The sequence below is a fragment of the Streptomyces coacervatus genome, assembly GCF_029223485.1.
GTDB lineage: Bacteria > Actinomycetota > Actinomycetes > Streptomycetales > Streptomycetaceae > Streptomyces > Streptomyces coacervatus.
In genome coordinates this window covers 57,358-71,188 of sequence record NZ_JARHTP010000030.1, presented here as the reverse complement: position 1 = coordinate 71,188, position 13,831 = coordinate 57,358, and the positions used below count along the sequence as shown (strand labels likewise).

Genomic DNA, 13,831 nt, shown 5'->3' with positions numbered 1-13,831 from the left:
GGACTCACTCCGAACTCTTGGGGTCGATGGTCTTGGTCCATCCCACGGAGAGTCCCCAGGAGCCACTGGTCCTGGTGGTCACTGATACGGCCACGTTCTTGCGACCACGGCTGAGGGCCATTTCGTTGAGCTGCGCTGAGACCCCCAAGGTGCCCCGTTGAAATTCGGAAATCGCTGGAAACTCGTACGATCCGGCCTTTCCGCCTGCCGTGATGAAAGTCTTCTGTACGTCTGAGAGTTGGGGCGGAGTGCGAGGTGCCGGGGTCTCGGCGGAGGGCGAGGTTGCTGCAGGCCGCGCTTCACTCGCGGATGGCCGGTCCTGAACCAGCGGTATGAACCTGCGCCGCACTTGCTCCCCCTTGTTCGGTTCGGGCCCCAGCGTCACACACCGCCGAACAGCGAGGCGAGTCCCTGGTCGAGGGCCGGTTCCAGGGGCTCGCCGCCCGGCTCGGTGACCGTGTAGGAGCGGAGCAGGAAGCGGTGGAGGGCGGTCGTGTCGAAGCGGACCGCTGCGATGCCCTGCGGGGCATGGAGTTCCACGACGGTGTGGGACGGGCCGTCCGGGCAGAGCCGTACCGTGCCGAGGCCCGCGCGGCTGCCCAGGCCCTCCTCCAGCAGGCTGCGCGCGAAGGTCCAGGTCACCTCCTCCTCGTCGAGCGAGATCCAGGCCGGGAAGACGAAGTGGACGGCCAGGGGGTCGTCGGACTTGTAGCGGAGGGTGACAGGCACCGCCAGTTCGTCGCCGTCGGGGGTGAGCAGGTGGGCGCCGGTGGGCTGCTCCAGGGATATGTACATGGTGGGGGTCTCTTTTCGGAAATATGGCACATGGTGAGGCATGTCGGTTTCTGCGGCGGCCGGTTGGGCCTGTGCATCTCTTGGAGCAAGTTGAGGGGGTGTGCATTACGCCTTATCGGCAGGCAATTTCGGTGACGTGCGTCACATTGGCCCTCTGGCGCAACTTTCATTGAAAGTTTTGCCATCTAGGCTGACAAACCCTTCCCCGCCCTCAGTCAGTAGGCAACTGGAGCGTTCCGCCATGTCCGACGGTTTCACTGCAGTGTCCGCACCGGCCTCCGCCTCCCACGCCGCCACGGCCGCGTACGCCCGGATCTACGAGGAGCAGCAGCCGCGTCTGGTCGCGTACGCGCGCTCGCTCACCCGGAATGCCTGGACCGCCGAGGACCTCGTCGCGGAGGCGCACTTCCGGGTGTGGCGGCGGCTGGCCGAGGGGCACGAGATCGACAACGTGCCGGCGTATCTGATGACGACGGTGCGGCATCTCGCGATCGCCGCCGGGAGTGCCGTGCGCGAGACGCCGCGGGATCCGCAGGGCGAGGAGCGGGTCGAGGTGGTGGAACAGCGGAACGGGCACGGGGGCGACCCGGCCGAGCAGGTGTCCTCCGTCGACCTGGTGGTGCGGGTGCTGGGGCAGTTGCCCGAGCGGTGGGTGAAGGCGCTGTGGCTGGCCGAGGCGGAGGGGCAGCCGCTGGCCGCGATCGGGCCGCAGCTCGGCACCAAGGAGGGTGCCACGGCTGTGCTGTTGCACCGTGCCCGGGAGGGTATGCGGCAGGCGTTCCTGCGCACCCAGAGCGGAGCCCCTGACGACCCCGCGTGCCAGGTGCACTGGGCTCGGATGCCCGCGTATGTGCGCGGCGCCGCAACCGCGAAGCAGTCCGAGCGGCTGCTCGGGCATGTGGACGCGTGCGACGACTGCCGGGCGCGGCTTGCCGCCCTGATGAGCGCCAACGACCGGTTGCCCGCGCTCGTCGGGCCGGCGCTTGTGGTGTTCGCGGTGGGCGGTGCGGGCAAGTTCCTGCTCGCCTTCACCGCCGGGTCGGCCGGTGCGGCGACCGCGGCCGGCGGGCACGGCGTCGGGCTGCTGCACGGGGTGCGCAAGGCGGCGGCCGGCGGTTCGAAGACGCAGGTGGGGGTGGCTGCCGGGGCGGTCGTCGCGGGTGCCGCCGCGCTTCTCCTCGTGCTCGGCCCGGCCGAGTCCGGTGGGGTTCCGGCGCAGCGGGCACCCGTGGCCGACGCGCCCGCGGCTCAGGTGCCGGTGGCCGGAACACCGGTGGGGCCGCCGTCGACGGGCGCGCGGGACGCGGAACCGGAGAAGGACGGTACGTCCGGCCGGGGCACCGGCGCTCAGCGCAGCGAGCGGGTCCGCACGGACGACACGGCCACGTCCGGCGGGACGGCCAAGCCCTCGTCCCGCACCGACGGCACCGGAACAGCCGCACAGCCCGGTGACACCGACGAGCCCAAGCCGACTCCGGGCGGCGGGGACACGGCCGGGGGCAAGACGGACGACACCCCACCGCCGGCCGAGCCCGCACCGAAGGGAACGGATCCGGCTCCCCCGAAGAAGGGCGGGTCGGACAAGGACCCGGACGACCCGTCCTCGCCCACCGAGCAGCCCCCGAAGACCCCGGAGCCTCCGACCAAGGAGACGCCCGAGGACCCGGCACCTCCGACCAAGCAATCCCCGGAAACTCCGGCGCCTCCCACCAAGGAGACGCCCGAGGACCCGGCACCTCCCACCAAGAAGACGCCCGAGGACCCCGCGCCTCCCACCAAGGAATCCCCCGAATCCCCGGAGCCCCCCTCCAAGGAGTACCCGGAATCCCCGGAGGCCCCGACACCCCCCACCGACGACTCCCCCGAGACTCCGTCGGCTCCCTCCGAGCACGCTCCCGAGACCGAGACCCCGACTCCCGCGGCCCCCGGCCCTGTTGAAGACCCCGGTGGCGGCTGCGGCCACTCGGTGAGTGCCCCGACGCCGAACTCGGAGTCGTCGTAGACGACGTAGACGACGTACCTGCCGTCACTTCACCTTCGACATGCGAGCCGTGGGATTCCCCTCCGCCTCGCTCTCCGACACGTACTTCAGGTCGTCCCCCACCCGGGACAACCGCACCGTGTGCGCGGTCGGGTCGCACTGCGCGGTGTTGGACTTGGCGCCCGCCGACTCCGTGACGAGCTCGTTCTTCGTCACCTTCTTCAGGGTCAGTACGTCGATGCAGACGCCGCCGATCTGGTCGGTCTGGCGGAGTCGGCCCAACTCCTCGCCCACGCGCGCCCGATGCACGGTCAGCCGGAAGGTGCCGTCCGGCAGTGTTCCGCCGAGGGCGGTCGCCTGGCCCTCCCATGTGCCGATGTACGAGGCCGGGACGGCGCCCGCCGGGCCGGGGACCTCGCTGGCCGTCTCACCCGGCGTCGTACTCGAAGCACTGGAAGAAGCTGTCGAAACCGAACTCGGCGCAGGTGAGTACGCCCCCCGGCCGCTGCTCCCCGAGGCGTTGTCGTCCCCGTTACCCGGCAGCAGGTCGAACAGGAACACCGACCCGACCGTCACCGCGGCCAACGCCCCCGCGACCGCCAGCACCACCGTGCAGCTCAGTCGCCGCCCCCGCCCGCCGTCCCCCGGGGCGGACGTCGCCGCCACGGACACCGCCACCCTGCCGGGCCGCTGCTCGACGGGCGGCGCGTCCCGCGGCTCGGGCACGGAGACGGGCGCAGCCACCGGCATCACCGGCGCCGGCCCGAACTCCCCCACCGTCGGCTGCCCGGCCCCTTCCCCGCCGGCCGTCACCGCGTCCCCGACCGACGGACTGCTGAACCCCACCGGCCCCGATGCCGCCTCCCCGACGTCCCCCGCCTCAAGATTCAGCAGCTGTACGGCGCTTCGGCTCACCTGCTCCACCAGCGCCCCCGGCAGCCACCCGCCCGCCACCATCCGCGCCGCCCCCTCGGGGGCCAGCCGCCGTGCCAGCTCTCCGGGCGTCGGCCGCTGCTCCGGCTCCTTGGCCAGGCACGCCTCCACCACATCCCGCAACTCGCCGCCCAGCGAACCGAGTTCGGGCTCCTCATGGACGACCCGGTAGAGCAGAGCCGCGGACGAGTCCCCGGGGAACGGCGGCTCCCCGGTCGCCGCGTATGCCAGCACCGCCCCCAGCGAGAAGACATCGGCCGCGCCCGTGGCCCCCTTCCCGAGGATCTGCTCGGGGGACATGTAGCCGGGCGACCCGATCGACACCCCCGTCGACGTCAAGGACGCCGTACCGTCCGTGGCTCGCGCGATCCCGAAGTCGATCAGCAGCGGTCCGTCCAGCGTGAGCAGGACATTGGACGGCTTGACGTCCCGGTGCACCAGACCCAGTTCGTGCACCGCCGCCAGCGCTTCCGCCAGTCCCGCGCCCAGCGCCCGTACCGAATGAGCCGGCAGCGGTCCGCCGTCCGCGACGGCCGCCGCCAGTGACGGCCCCGCCGCATACGCCGTCGCGACCCATGGCACGCCGGCCTCGGGGTCCGCGTCGAGGACGGGTGCCGTCCAGGCGCCGCCCACCCGCCGCGCGGCGTCCACCTCGCGGCGGAAGCGGGCGCGGAACTCCTCGTCGAGCGCGAAGTGCGGGTGCACGATCTTGACGGCGACCGTGCGGCCCCCGGCGCTGCGGCCCAGGTAGACGCGGCCCATACCGCCGGAGCCGAGCCGGCCGAGCAGCCGGTAGGGCCCCATGACGGTGGGCTCGTCGGTTCCCAGCGGCTGCATGGCGTCCACCCCTCCCCCGTGTCCCCCGTAACGACGAGAAAAGGGTAGTGCGCCGTTCCCCTGCCGAGATGGCTACGGGTGCAGCAGATCCACCTTGACGTCCGCCGGGAAGCCGGTCGTCGGCCCGACCCGCCGTGCGAACTCGGCGACCGCGGCCAGCTGCGGCCCGCCGAAGCGGAAGTCCAGCGTCGTGAAGTACTGCTCCAGGACCCGCTCGTCGAACTCCTCCCAGCGGGCCGCCTGCTCGGCGACCTTGCCGACCTCCTCCAGGGAGAGGTTGCGGGAGGCGAGGAAGGCCTCGTGGACCTTGCGGGTGATCTCCGGTTCGCGGTCGAGGTAGTCGCGGCGGGCGGCCCAGACGGCGAAGACGAACGGCAGGCCGGTCCACTCCTTCCAGAGCGAGCCCAGGTCGTGGACCTCCAGGCCGAGGCGCGGCCCGTCGTGCAGATTGGCCCGCAGGGCCGCGTCTCCGATGAGTACGGCCGCCTCCGCCTCCTGCATCATCAGAGCGAGGTCGGGCGGGCACGTGTAGTAGTCGGGCCGGACACCGTAGCGGTCGGCCAGCAGCAGCTGGGCCAGCCGGACCGAGGTGCGCGAGGTCGAGCCGAGCGCGACCCGGGCGCCGTCCAGCTCGTCCAGCGGGACCTGCGAGACGATCACGCAGGACATCACCGGGCCGTCGCAGCCGACGGCGATGTCCGGGAAGGCGACCAGGTCGTCCGCGTTCCTGAGGAACTCGACGAGGGTGATGGGCCCGATGTCGAGGTCTCCCTGCACCAGCTGCTCGCTGAGCTTCTCCGGGGTGTCCTTCGTCAGCTCGAAGTCGAGGAGCGTGCCGGTCCTCGCAAGCCCCCAGTACAGGGGCAGGCAGTTCAGGAACTGGATGTGGCCGACGCGCGGCCGGGTGCGAGAATTGTCCACATCGCGAGGCTAGACCCCATGAGGTACGGTGCAGCCTTCAGGGTGCTGTGTTGCCGTCTCCGGCGCCCCGTCAACCCCATCCGGGCGATCTTCAAACATCCGGGTGACGTGATCTTGCCCTCTATTGCTTTCGGCTGCCTGCGTGCTAGGCTCGCCGCAAGTTGCAGTTTGGTTTCCCTTGCAGTACAGAGCCTGCGGAGCATGTAACCGCGGGCTCTCGTCGTTTTCAGACGTATGCAGTTGTGCAGCACTGTTTTCACACTTGCAGGTTCTGGAGCAGGGCAACCCTTTGGGCCCAAGGAGGGCTTATGGCTACCGGAACCGTGAAGTGGTTCAACGCCGAAAAGGGCTTTGGCTTCATCGCCCAGGAAGGTGGCGGCCCGGACGTCTTCGTCCACTACTCCGCCATCAACGCGAGCGGCTTCCGCTCGCTGGAGGAGAACCAGCAGGTCTCCTTCGACGTGACCCAGGGCCCGAAGGGCCCGCAGGCGGAGAACGTCACCCCCGTCTGATTCGGTCTCGGAGCCTGGTGCTTTGATCCGGAACTGAGAGCAGTACCCAAGGAGCCCCGCGCCGCAAGGCAGCGGGGCTCCTGCCTTTGTCAGTGCCTGTCGGTAGCGTCCCCCGGCATGACCGACACCGACTTCCTCACCGCCACCCGTGCCTTCTACGACGCCGTGGCCGACGACTACGCCGACCAGTTCCGCGAGAACCTCGCCCGCATGCCGCTGGAGCGGGCCCTGCTGGCGGCCTACGCCGAGCTGGTGGGCGATGCCGGGCCGGTGGCCGACCTCGGGTGCGGCCCGGGGCGGACCACCGCGCTCCTCGCCTCGCTCGGCCTGTCGGTCTTCGGGCTCGACCTGTCGGAGGGGATGCTCGCCATCGCCCGCCGGGAGAACCCCGGCCTGCGCTTCGAGCAGGGCTCCATGCTGGATCTGGACATCCCCGACGGCACGCTCGCGGGGGCCGTCTCCTGGTACTCCTCCATCCACACCCCGGCGGACCGGCTCCCGGCCCTCTTCGCCGAGTTCCACCGCGTCCTGGCCCCGGGCGGCCACCTCCTGCTCGCCTTCCAGGCCGGGGATGCGCCACGCCGGTACGACAACCCGTGGGGCCGCCCGGTCTCGCTGGACTTCCAGCGACGCCGCCCGGAGCACATGGCGGACCTGCTCACGGCGGCAGGATTCGCACTCGTCTCCCGGACCGTGCGCGAGGCGGACGAAGCACTCGCGGAGCCGGTCCCGCAGGCCTGTCTGATCGCGCGCAGACCGCGCGCCCAGCCGGCGGCCGGATTTCCCGGAGACAGGAGATAGGAGATAGGAGACATACGGGAAGAACTTCAAGCCATAGGTGATTTCCACGCCACCTGGGAAAGCGCGGTTCTACGGCCTGTCTTTCGTTTCTTTCGTTTCTTTCGTTCGGGCCCGGGCCGCGGCGTGAATGGCCTGTACGTAGGGCTCGTCCTCGCGTTGGGTGGCCGGGGAGAGCTCGTCGAAGGGGATCAGGGCGGCGTGGTCCGGATTCCGGGTCTGGGTCCAGGCGGCCCAGGCGTCGTGGACATCGGCCGCGGTGACCTGTTCGCCCTTGGCCCGCATGAGGACGGCGTAGAGAAGGAAGAGGTCGTCGGCGTCCGACGGCGGCCGGGCCTCCGGCGGCAGAAGTTCGCGGATCAGACCGGCGTCCGCGCGCAGATAACTCACGTGCAGAGTATGCCGATGACCAGACCTGCGTGCAATGCGGCAAATACCCAGGGGACTTTGCGCTCAGTGGCCCCCAACTCCGTGTATTTGGTCCACCACGGTCCGCCGGAGTTCCTTGTCAGGATCTTCCACTCCGCGCTGAAGACCTGGAGCGGCAGTCGCGGTTCGACGGCATTGATGATGTCGAATTTCGCGGTGCTGAGTACGCGGTAACTGCGTAACTGGAGCCACCAGACCAGGGAGATGGAGATTCCGGCGAGCCCCAGTACGAGCGCTGCCCACCACGGCACGTTCTGGTTGTCCGTGACGGTGATGCCCGTCGCGCCGAGGAGAGCCGTCTGAACCGAGAGGAAGAAGGCGTTCGCGGCGCCGCGCCGGGCGGAGACCCGGTCCGCCATCTCGACGGCCATCTTGTAGAGGTCGAGCAGTTCGGGTGAGGGCGCGGGCGCTTCCGTGGAGGCGGGATCCCCGTCGGGGGCAGCCGGTTCGGATGTCACCAACTCCTCATGCCCTGGCCTGAGTTGCCTGTAACCAACCTCAGGGCCGGGGCCCCAGCACCGCGAGGCAGTCCTGCCAGGCCGGGGCGCTCAGGAGGGGGCGGAGGCGGGTGAACAGGGCGAGGAGGTCCGGGGCCCAGCGGTCGCGGAAGGCGCGGTCCCGGCGGGCGAGGTCGAGTTCGTTGGCCGCGGTCAGTTCGGCGAAGTCCTGGCGGAGGCAGAGGTCGGGGACGTAGGTCCGGCCGGTGAAGCGGTCGCGGAAGGAGAAGACCGCGGCGGAGCCGGGGCCCGCGAGACAGGGGTAGGTGGCCTTGCGGTCGCAGCTCCCGTAGAAGTACACGATCGCCTCGGCGTCCGGGCCGATCGCCGTGGCCAGTTCGGCACGTCGGTCGAGCGGGAGCAGGGCGGCGGGGAAGCCGTCGGTGCCGTAGGCGGCGTGGCACAGGCCTGCGAGTTGCAGGGCGGGGCGGGCGCGCCAGAGGGCGAGGCGGGTGCGGACCCGGTCGAGGTGGGCGAGGAGCAGGCCGCCGGGGTGCGGGGCGGTATCGGCGCCGAGCCGTCGTAGGAGTGCCTCGGCTCGAACGATGGACGTGATCTGCACTGCCCGGCTCCCTTCGGCGACGGGTCCCGAGTGGTCGGCACCCGCTCCGACTCCCCCGCCTGGTCCGGACATCGGCTGGAGGGTGTGGAGCGGGTTGCCGCCTGGGCTGCCCTGTGGGAGATCGTCGTACGGGGATGCGGGCGCAGTCAATCCTTGGTATTTATCGCCAACTCCAAGGATTACCTTGGATGTTATGACGCTGGATGACCTGCGGGTGTTCGTGGCGGTGTGCCGGGCCGGGAGCCTCAGTGCGGTGGCCCGGGAGCTGGGCTGTACCCAGTCGGCGGTGAGTCAGCACGTCAAGCGGCTGGAGCGGGAGACCGGAGTCGCACTGCTGGAGCGGCAGGCGCGGGGGGTCGCGGCGACGGCGGCGGGGCGCGTGCTGGAGGCGGCGGCGACCGAGGGGCTCTCGGGACTCGACCTGGCCCTGCGACAACTCCGCGACCTGGTGGACGGCGAGAGCGGGTACGTGCGGGTGGCGACCGGGGCGACGACGGTACGGCACTTCATGTCGGACGCGGTGGTGGAGTTCCGGCGCCGCCACCCCAAGGTCAACCTGGAGTTCCGCACGGTGAGTTCGGGCCGCGGCAGCTTTGAGGCGCTGACCGACGGCACGCTGGACCTGGCATGGATCACGCTCGGCCCGCCCGCGCGGGGCATCGAGCAGCGGGCGGTGGCGGAGCTGCCGTGGGTGCTGGCGGTGCGGGAGGACGATCCGCTGGCGGGGCGGGAGTCACTGGCGGCCGGGGAGCTGGAAGGCCTGCGGGTGATCCGGCTGCCGCCCAACTCCGCCTCCGCCCTTCAACTCGACGCCGCCTGCGAGGAGTTGGGGGTGCGACTGGGCGGCGACACCAGCATCGCCGACTGGGACACGGCCCTGCTGCTCGCCGAGTTGGGGGTGGGGCGGGCGGTCGTGCCCGCACTGTCGGGGCTGGCGGTTCCGGGCGAGGGGGCGTTGCGGCTGATTCCGGTGCCTGCGTTGCGGGGGCTGCGGGTGGGGTGGGCCGTACGGCGGTGGGATGCGCTCAGTCCGGCGGCGCGGGCGTTCGCGGACACGGTGGCGGAGGGGCGGGGGCGGGCGGCGGGGAGCTCATGTGCACGGCCGTAACTCTTCGGGATCCAGGTGCTCACTCTTCGGGACGCGTTCCTCACTCTTCGGGATCCGGTCCGCGTAATCCACCACCGTCCGTGGTCGATCGGCGCCACACTGTGCTCCACAGGTTTGGGGACGAATCTCCATCGGGGGGAGACATGGCCGACGGTTCGGTGAATGTGGCTCTGGTCGTGACGCCCGACCCGGAGCTCGATCCGGAGGCGGGCGAGCGGGTGGTCCGGCGGTTGCGGGCCGAAGTCGCCGCTCTGGACGTCGAGTCGGTGCGTTTCGAGGCCGGGGCCCCGCCGCCGCCCGGCGCGAAGGGCACCGACGCGGTCACCGTGGGCGCGATCGTCGTGGCGCTCAGCGCCTCCGGCGGCGTGTTCACCGCGCTCATCGACACCGTGCGCGACTACCTGGCCAGGAGCACGGCACAGCACCGGGTGAAGGTGACCATCGGCGACGACTCGATCGAGCTGGAGCGGGCGACCGACGCCGAACGCCAGGCCCTGATCGAGGCGTTGATCCGCAAGCACTCGGGCGGCTGACCATGGGACGCCGCTTCGCGCTGCTCATCGCCACCTACGAGTACCAGGACCCCGGCCTGCGGCAGCTGACGTCTCCCGCCCACGACGCGGAGGCGCTCGCCGCGGTGCTGCGGGACCCCGACATCGCCGGTTTCGAAGTGACCACCCTCCTCAACCAGCCGCACCACGTCGTCGGCGAGGCCATCGGCGACTTCTACCGGGGCCGCCGCGGCGACGATCTCACCCTCCTCTACTTCACGGGCCACGGCCTCAAGGACGAGGAGGGCCGGCTGTATCTGGCGATGGCCAACTCCCGGCCCGACGGCCTGCTGTTCAGCGCGCTGTCCGACGAACAGATCAGCCAGGCGATGGAGAGCTGCCGCTCCCGGCAGAAGGTGCTGATCCTCGACTGCTGCTACAGCGGGGCGTTCGGGCGCCGGCCCACCAAGGGAGACACCTCGGTACAGACCCTGGAGCGCTTCGGGGGCCGCGGCCGTACGGTGCTGACGGCATCGGACGCGACGCAGTACTCCTTCGAGGGCGACCGGGCGCAGGGGCACGCGGCCCAGTCGGTGTTCACCCGCTACCTGGTCGAAGGCCTGCGCGACGGCGGCGCGGACCTCGACGGCGACGGGGACATCACCCTCGACGAGCTCTACAGCTATGTGTACGACCGGGTCGTGGCCGAGATGCCTCAGCAGCGGCCGAAGAAGCAGGCCGACGTCGAGGGCCGTACGGTCATCGCCGGCAACATCAACTGGACCCTCCCCGGCTACCTGCGCAACGCCGTCGACAGCCCGCTGGCCGGTGACCGGCTCGGCGGGATCGAAGGGCTCGCGCGGCTGCACCGCATCGGCAACGAACGGGTGCGGGCGGCTGTGCTGGAGGAGCTGGGCGGACTCGCCGACGACGACAGCAAGTCGGTGTCGGCGGGGGCGGCCGAAGCGCTTCGGTCGCTGACCGCCGGGCCCGAACCGGCGGTGGCGGTCGCGGTCGCGGTGGAGCAGCCACCGGTGCCAGTACCTGAACGGCCGTCCGAGCCTCCGCCCGAACCGGCGCCCACGAGTGCACCCCGCGTCCCCCGTAGCCGCCGTACCGGGATCGTCGCCCCGGCTGTCACCGCCCTGGTGGTGGCGTTGGCCACCGTGGTCACGGTGATTCTCATCGACTCCGGAAAGGGCGACGGCTCCTCTTCGCACGGCTCCAGCGCGGTGGCCGAAGGAAGTCGTCCCGTGCCCGGCAAGACCCTCGACGGGGCCGGTACGCAGGTCGAGTTCAGCCCCGACGGCAAGACTCTCGCCACGGGTGACGGCAAGACCGTACGGCTGTGGCAGGGAGGCATGACGCAGCCCGCCACCGTCCTCACCCACCAGATACTCGGCGAGTTCAGCCCTGACGGGAAGACTCTCGCCACCCAGACCGACCAACTCAAGGTCCGGCTGCGGAACATCGCCACGGGCAAGACCATCGGCCTCGGCAGCGAAGTCGACGTCAGCACGGCGTTCAGCCCCGACAGCAGGACAATCGCCACGGCAAGCATGGTGGTGACCCAACAGCCGCACAGCGTGCCGGTACGCGTATGGGACGTCGCGACCGGCAAGCTCCGGGCCACCCTCAACGGCCACACCGACGGGATCGAGGCCATGGCCTTCACACCCGACGGGACCCTGATCACCGCGAGCACCGACGACACGGTACGGCTGTGGAACGTGACCACAGGGAAGACCATCAGGACCATCGGCGAGGACAAGGAAGCCTACGTCTACTACATGACCGCGAGCCCCGACGGCAAGGCGATCGCCACGTGGGACGGCGGCGACGACGCGCCGCTCCGGCTGTGGAACACGGCCACCGGCAAGGTGATCACCACCCTCAACGGCAGCGGCGGCGCGTTCAGCCCCGACAGCAAGCTCTTCGCCTTCACGGACAGTACGGGCCTACAGCTGTGGGACATCGGCACGGACAAGTCCGCCAAGTCCCTCGGCGGCGCCGGAAGTCCGATCAGGTTCGCCCCGAAGGGGAACATCCTCGCGGCGAACGCCCTTAGCTCCAACTCGACCGTGCAGCTGTGGGACACGGCCACCCGAAAGGTCACGGCCAGCCTGCCCGGCGGAGCCGACGCCCTGGCTAGCGTCGCGTTCAGCGAGGACGGTCAGGCTCTCGCCGCGGCCGACAAGAAGGGCACGGTACGGGTGTGGGACGTCGCCCGTTACTCGTGATCCCCATGACCGAGGGAGAGTTCGGCCCAGACCGTCTTGCCCACGGTGCGGTCCGAGACACCCCAGGTGCGGGCGAGAAGCGTCACGAGCAGTAGCCCTCTGCCACCCTCGCCGTCCGGGTCGTTGGCGAAGCGTAGTCGGCGGTCTGCGCGCGGGTCACTGACCTCGATACGGAGAGTGTCCTCCGGGAGGAGCAGCAGGCGGAGCTCGAAGTCGCGTCCGGGTACGCGGCCGTGGGTGACGGCGTTGGCGGCGAGTTCGGCTACGAGGTGTTGGGCGGTGTCGTTCACGTCGGTGTGGTGCGGGTAGCCCCAGGTGCTGAGTTGGGTTGCGGTGAGGTGGCGGGCCAGGCGGGCGCCGCGGGGCGTTGCGCTGAGGCGCTGGGTCAGTTCGGCGGTGGGTGCTTTTGTGGGGGTGGAGATTTCGGCGTTCACGTGACTGAGCGTGGTGGGTTGTCTTTACGCTGACCAGGGGCGACAGCACGACTCTGCGTAGCAGTACGGCTTCGAGGGGTGGGGAGTCGGGCGGTCGGCCGTGACCACAACGGTGTGAGGGCGGTGGCGTACGTGACGGATGTACGGGAGCAGAGGCCGGAGACGCCCGCGGAGGCCGACGGGACGACGGAACTCTTCAGCGCCCTGGGCAAGATGCTCAGGCTGCTGCGCGAGCGGAAGGGGCTGACGCAGAAGGAGTTCGGGCAGATGGTCGGGTACGGCCCTGACCAGATCTCGGCGATGGAGCGGGGCGTGCGGGTTCCCCGGCCGGAGTTCCTGGAGAAGGCGGATCCGCTGCTGGATGCGGGCGGGCTGCTGATGGAGGTGATCCCGGATGTCGAGAAGGCTATGAGCAAGGCGCGGACGCGGCATCCGGAGTGGTACCGGAGTTATGCGGCGCTGGAGGCGGAGTCCGTCGAGCTGCACTTCTACGCCAACCACGCGGTGCAAGGGTTGCTCCAGACCGAGGACCATGCACAGGCCGTGTTCGCAAAGCGGCGGCCGTTCCTCGACGAGGCGACGATCGAGAGGCGAGTGGCGGACCGGCTTTCTCGGCAGCAGGTCTTCGAGCGTCGGCCTGCGCCGATCGTGAGCTACGTCATCGAAGAAGTCGTGCTGGACCGTCCGATCGGGGGGCGGCGCGTGCACGCGGACCAGCTTCGGCGCCTGCTGCGCGTTGGACAGATGCAGAACGTCGAGATTCAGGTGATGCCAACCGCGGTGGAGGAACACCCCAACCTGGGCAGCGCGTTCAACCTGCTGACGCCCAAGGGGCGCGGACAGGTGGCGTACACGGAAGCCCAGGGACACCCCCGGCTGATCACCGATCCGGAGGAGGTCCGGAAGATCGCCGACCGCTATGGGATCATGCGGGCGATGGCACTCTCTCCTTCTGAGTCCCGGAAGTTGATCGAGAAGAAGCTGGAGGAGCTATGAACTACGAACAGCTCACCTGGTTCAAGTCCAGCTACAGCGACGGCGAAGGCGGCGACTGCCTCGAAGTCGCCTACAGCTGGCGGAAGTCGAGCCACAGCGACGGCGAGGGCGGCCAATGCGTGGAGGTCGCCGCCTGCCCCCACACCATCCACATCCGCGACTCCAAGAACCCCACCGGCCCCCACCTCACCGTCTCCCCCACCACCTGGTCGGCCTTCCTCCACTCCTCGGCCTCCCACTGAGCCAGCCGTGGCCTGCGGAATACGTGGGCGCCGGTCAAGACTCCCCCAAGGGCTC

General features: G+C 70.3%; 15 protein-coding genes. 8 read left to right on the top strand and 7 right to left on the bottom strand.

The annotated features are described in order from the left end of the window. Positions 1-381 precede the first annotated feature (381 nt). Positions 382-795: an SsgA family sporulation/cell division regulator gene (locus P2Q00_RS46645; protein ID WP_275780968.1), complete on the bottom strand. Its 414-nt coding sequence runs from the start codon at positions 793-795 to the stop codon at positions 382-384. 241 nt (positions 796-1,036) lie between these two features. Here P2Q00_RS46645 and P2Q00_RS46640 point away from each other — a divergent pair, with 241 nt between their 5' ends. After that, a complete protein-coding gene (locus P2Q00_RS46640; RefSeq protein ID WP_275780967.1) occupies positions 1,037-2,797 on the top strand; it encodes a sigma-70 family RNA polymerase sigma factor in 1,761 nt (586 codons plus the stop codon). Between the two features lie 24 nt (positions 2,798-2,821). Here the strand turns inward: P2Q00_RS46640 and P2Q00_RS46635 are convergent, their stop codons facing one another. Further along, positions 2,822-4,546, bottom strand: coding sequence for a serine/threonine-protein kinase (locus P2Q00_RS46635; RefSeq protein ID WP_275780966.1), 1,725 nt, complete (start codon positions 4,544-4,546; stop codon positions 2,822-2,824). Between the two features lie 72 nt (positions 4,547-4,618). Beyond that, positions 4,619-5,467 carry a menaquinone biosynthetic enzyme MqnA/MqnD family protein gene (locus P2Q00_RS46630; protein WP_275780965.1) on the bottom strand — a complete coding sequence of 283 codons (849 nt, stop codon included), beginning with the start codon at positions 5,465-5,467 and terminating at the stop codon, positions 4,619-4,621. A gap of 308 nt (positions 5,468-5,775) precedes the next feature. Here P2Q00_RS46630 and P2Q00_RS46625 point away from each other — a divergent pair, with 308 nt between their 5' ends. Continuing rightward, a complete protein-coding gene (locus tag P2Q00_RS46625; RefSeq protein WP_003992177.1) occupies positions 5,776-5,979 on the top strand; it encodes a cold-shock protein in 204 nt (67 codons plus the stop codon). Between the two features lie 117 nt (positions 5,980-6,096). Then, positions 6,097-6,780 (top strand): class I SAM-dependent DNA methyltransferase, encoded by a 684-nt coding sequence (locus P2Q00_RS46620; RefSeq protein WP_275780963.1) that lies wholly within the window; start codon positions 6,097-6,099, stop codon positions 6,778-6,780. Between the two features lie 69 nt (positions 6,781-6,849). On the opposite strand, the gene P2Q00_RS46615 is transcribed toward P2Q00_RS46620, so the two are convergent. The 3 genes from P2Q00_RS46615 to P2Q00_RS46605 are packed head-to-tail and all read right to left on the bottom strand — an operon-like array spanning position 6,850 to position 8,265. Then, entirely contained in the window at positions 6,850-7,167 is a 318-nt protein-coding gene (locus tag P2Q00_RS46615; RefSeq protein ID WP_275780962.1) for a DUF7701 domain-containing protein, read from the bottom strand. Next, complete coding sequence (locus tag P2Q00_RS46610) at positions 7,164-7,664, bottom strand: RipA family octameric membrane protein (RefSeq protein ID WP_275780961.1); 501 nt, start codon at positions 7,662-7,664, stop codon at positions 7,164-7,166. Before P2Q00_RS46610 ends, P2Q00_RS46615 begins: the two co-directional genes overlap by 4 nt. Before the next feature lie 40 nt (positions 7,665-7,704). Further along, positions 7,705-8,265, bottom strand: coding sequence for a DUF6817 domain-containing protein (locus P2Q00_RS46605; RefSeq protein ID WP_425579593.1), 561 nt, complete (start codon positions 8,263-8,265; stop codon positions 7,705-7,707). A gap of 193 nt (positions 8,266-8,458) precedes the next feature. On the opposite strand from P2Q00_RS46605, the gene P2Q00_RS46600 reads away from it, so the two are divergent. The 3 genes from P2Q00_RS46600 to P2Q00_RS46590 all read left to right on the top strand — a co-directional run bounded on the left by P2Q00_RS46600 (position 8,459) and on the right by P2Q00_RS46590 (position 12,104). Further along, on the top strand, positions 8,459-9,373 hold the full coding sequence (locus tag P2Q00_RS46600; protein ID WP_275780960.1) for a LysR family transcriptional regulator: 915 nt from the start codon (positions 8,459-8,461) through the stop codon (positions 9,371-9,373). A gap of 143 nt (positions 9,374-9,516) precedes the next feature. Further along, positions 9,517-9,906, top strand: a complete 390-nt coding sequence (locus P2Q00_RS46595; RefSeq protein ID WP_275780959.1) for an effector-associated constant component EACC1 — start codon at positions 9,517-9,519, stop codon at positions 9,904-9,906. Between the two features lie 2 nt (positions 9,907-9,908). Beyond that, entirely contained in the window at positions 9,909-12,104 is a 2,196-nt protein-coding gene (locus P2Q00_RS46590) for a caspase, EACC1-associated type (RefSeq protein ID WP_275780958.1), read from the top strand. On the opposite strand, the gene P2Q00_RS46585 is transcribed toward P2Q00_RS46590, so the two are convergent. Continuing rightward, on the bottom strand, positions 12,095-12,538 hold the full coding sequence (locus P2Q00_RS46585; protein WP_275780957.1) for an ATP-binding protein: 444 nt from the start codon (positions 12,536-12,538) through the stop codon (positions 12,095-12,097). The two genes, P2Q00_RS46590 and P2Q00_RS46585, sit on opposite strands and share 10 nt — an antisense overlap. 213 nt (positions 12,539-12,751) lie before the next feature. Between P2Q00_RS46585 and P2Q00_RS46580 the strand changes: the two genes are divergently transcribed. Beyond that, positions 12,752-13,534 (top strand): helix-turn-helix domain-containing protein, encoded by a 783-nt coding sequence (locus P2Q00_RS46580; RefSeq protein WP_275780956.1) that lies wholly within the window; start codon positions 12,752-12,754, stop codon positions 13,532-13,534. Next, positions 13,531-13,776 carry a DUF397 domain-containing protein gene (locus tag P2Q00_RS46575; protein ID WP_275780955.1) on the top strand — a complete coding sequence of 82 codons (246 nt, stop codon included), beginning with the start codon at positions 13,531-13,533 and terminating at the stop codon, positions 13,774-13,776. Before P2Q00_RS46580 ends, P2Q00_RS46575 begins: the two co-directional genes overlap by 4 nt. Positions 13,777-13,831: the final 55 nt, after the last annotated feature.

Coding starts and splice junctions, on each gene's coding strand:
- P2Q00_RS46645 (WP_275780968.1), bottom strand. CDS start 795: ATGTACATATCCCTGGAGCAGCCCACCGGCGCCCACCTGCTCACCCCC.
- P2Q00_RS46640 (WP_275780967.1), top strand. CDS start 1,037: ATGTCCGACGGTTTCACTGCAGTGTCCGCACCGGCCTCCGCCTCCCAC.
- P2Q00_RS46635 (WP_275780966.1), bottom strand. CDS start 4,546: ATGCAGCCGCTGGGAACCGACGAGCCCACCGTCATGGGGCCCTACCGG.
- P2Q00_RS46625 (WP_003992177.1), top strand. CDS start 5,776: ATGGCTACCGGAACCGTGAAGTGGTTCAACGCCGAAAAGGGCTTTGGC.
- P2Q00_RS46620 (WP_275780963.1), top strand. CDS start 6,097: ATGACCGACACCGACTTCCTCACCGCCACCCGTGCCTTCTACGACGCC.
- P2Q00_RS46600 (WP_275780960.1), top strand. CDS start 8,459: ATGACGCTGGATGACCTGCGGGTGTTCGTGGCGGTGTGCCGGGCCGGG.
- P2Q00_RS46595 (WP_275780959.1), top strand. CDS start 9,517: ATGGCCGACGGTTCGGTGAATGTGGCTCTGGTCGTGACGCCCGACCCG.
- P2Q00_RS46590 (WP_275780958.1), top strand. CDS start 9,909: ATGGGACGCCGCTTCGCGCTGCTCATCGCCACCTACGAGTACCAGGAC.
- P2Q00_RS46580 (WP_275780956.1), top strand. CDS start 12,752: ATGCTCAGGCTGCTGCGCGAGCGGAAGGGGCTGACGCAGAAGGAGTTC.
- P2Q00_RS46575 (WP_275780955.1), top strand. CDS start 13,531: ATGAACTACGAACAGCTCACCTGGTTCAAGTCCAGCTACAGCGACGGC.